General features: G+C 49.5%; 2 protein-coding genes. One reads left to right on the forward strand and one right to left on the reverse strand.

Annotation, left to right across the window (positions count from 1 at the left end):
• The coding region (locus tag BOW51_RS09945) for a putative bifunctional diguanylate cyclase/phosphodiesterase (RefSeq protein ID WP_135568239.1) at positions 1-650 on the forward strand (650 nt) is incomplete at its 5' end.
• A 118-nt stretch (positions 651-768) separates the two neighbouring features.
• Here BOW51_RS09945 and BOW51_RS09950 read toward each other — a convergent pair.
• A complete protein-coding gene (locus BOW51_RS09950) occupies positions 769-2,094 on the reverse strand; it encodes a cytochrome-c peroxidase (RefSeq protein ID WP_078477579.1) in 1,326 nt (441 codons plus the stop codon).
• Between the last annotated feature and the right edge of the window lie 289 nt (positions 2,095-2,383).

Below are 2,383 nucleotides of genomic sequence, written 5' to 3' on the forward strand. Positions count from 1 at the left end.
AAATAGTTCCCCCTGGTGTGTTTATTCCTGTTGCCGAAGCATGTGGATTGATCGTTACCCTGGGTGAGTGGGTATTAGATCAGGCCTGCAGGCAGATCAGGGAGTGGCAAGATGAAGGCCTGACGATACCCGTAGCAGTCAACATCTCTGCACAACACTTCCAGTTGAGCAACTTTTCCGAACATGTCAGGCATGCACTTGAAAAACATAATGTACCACCGGAAATGCTGGAACTGGAGATCACTGAAGAGGCAGCCACTGCTCACCCTGAACAACTCGTCATGAGTATGCTGGCACTTAAGTCGATTGGTGTCACTTTGACCATCGATGACTTCGGTACCGGTTACTCTTCCCTCTCCTACCTGACACAGCTCCCGATTGACGCAATCAAAATTGACAGGGCTTTTGTCAGCAACATGGACGAGACCAACCACGACAAGGCCATCGTGCAGATGATCATGCAGCTTGCACAGGAACTGGGATTCAAGGTCGTCGCCGAGGGAGTTGAAACAGAGAAACAGAAAGAATTTCTGACCGATATGGGATGCGACCTGCTGCAGGGCTTCCTGTTCAGTCGGCCGATACCTGCGAGTGAATACCAAAAGCTGGTTCGTTCCGAACCTAACTGGCACCTCACCGTATCCAGTTGATCCAACTGGAAAGAATAAAACACCGTGATATACAAAAAAAGCCAGGGCAATCCCTGGCTTTCCTGATAGTGGTTGCAGCCTGTACCAGGCACTTAGCCTGATACAGAAGCTGTCGTGCTTACTCAGCCAGTGTCAAACCGCTTGGTACTGAGCGTGGTACGTCACTGCGCAAGTCAATGTCGCCCTTGTCAGTCAGTGCGTGCAGGAATGCAATCAATTGATCAAATTCAGTAGGGTTCAATGATACTGGCGTGTAATCACTTGCCGCACTTGCGATCGCCTCTACACTGGCCCAGTCATCCATAATGACACAGTCTTGAGCATCAAGATCACTCCTCGAAGGCATAACCGGCTTTGTGTAACAATCACCGTTATCACGATACTCACGAATTGCACCTTGCGGGGCCATGTGATGCCTGACAACATCCTCCAGCGTGTCATACGCGCCTGTATGGCCGTAAGGTGCAGTCAACGCAACATTACGCAGGATTGGTGTGCGGAATTTATACATGTCATTGGCATCTCCAGTCTCACGGAAACGACCAAAATCGTCGCGGCCACCAAGTCCATCACCTTTTCCAGGACCGATCTGCGGCATCGCAATCGCGTGGAAGTCCATGTCTGAGAATATTTCCCCATTATGACAATTTGAGCAACCCGCCTTGCCTTCAAACAGAGCTTTGCCTACTATCGCATCACTACTCATAGCATTGTAGTTACCAGCCATATAATCATCATAGGGACTGTTATCGGCACGCCATGCGTCAATCTCAAAAGCAGCTATTGCATTCGCGGCATGGGCATATGTGATATCGCCAGCAGAACTGACATCACTAAAGGCACCTATAAACAGATCAACATACTCGTCGTTAGCCTGCAGGCGCTTTGCCAAAAGTTCCCAGACACCACCGGGGCCAGCAAGGTTGCCTTCTGCGGCTGCCTTTGCAATATGATTTTCACTTCCCTGCCCAGCCATTTCGGCGCCACTTGTGACCGGGAACATAGCCTGAACAGCTACAATATTTTCCAGCGTGTTAGGCAGGTCCTGACCCGCAGGTGAGATGAAGCCGCTCGGAAATCCCTCAGCTGCCTCAACACGACCGTCATGGAAGATATGTGTCACCTCGGTACTGCCCAGCATGAAAACTGGTGGTGCATTACGCGGTACACGTTCATGTACGGCATGTTTCTTCGAACCTGTATCCCTTGTCACACCAAGGCCAACACCACCTTCACCAATCGGCAGTGACAGGCCATCGCCTGTATCAGCCAACGCATGGTGACAGGTTGCACACGAGATATTCTTGTTTCCACTCAGAAACTTGTCATGAAAAAGCAGTTTTCCGAGTTCGACTTTTGCCGTGTCTGGCGTACCGTTGTCGACAAAATCAACAGCGGTCGCTGTGAGTGGCAGTGCGAGAGCCAAAAAGGCCAGTTTTTTCATTGTTTTCCCCTCTGATTTTTTTAATCAGTAACCGATTTCAAGCATTCTGTAATAAACAGTTCAAATATTTAAAGGCCTTCTATGGCCAAGATGATTTCCAGGTTATTATTTTTTTATTCAGGCATGGTAATAGGGCGTATCGCACATTCTGGTGTGTAGTTGACGCCTGATTTCATGCATAAAAAAGCCACCCGTAACATCTGTCTGACTTTTCGGGTGGCTCCTCTGCCATCAGGTGCCAGGTTGGCGCCTATTAGGCCGGTGGCTTTGCGTACCCCTCTTTCGAACA

The sequence above is a fragment of the Solemya elarraichensis gill symbiont genome (assembly GCF_002021095.1).
Taxonomy (GTDB): domain Bacteria; phylum Pseudomonadota; class Gammaproteobacteria; order Chromatiales; family Chromatiaceae.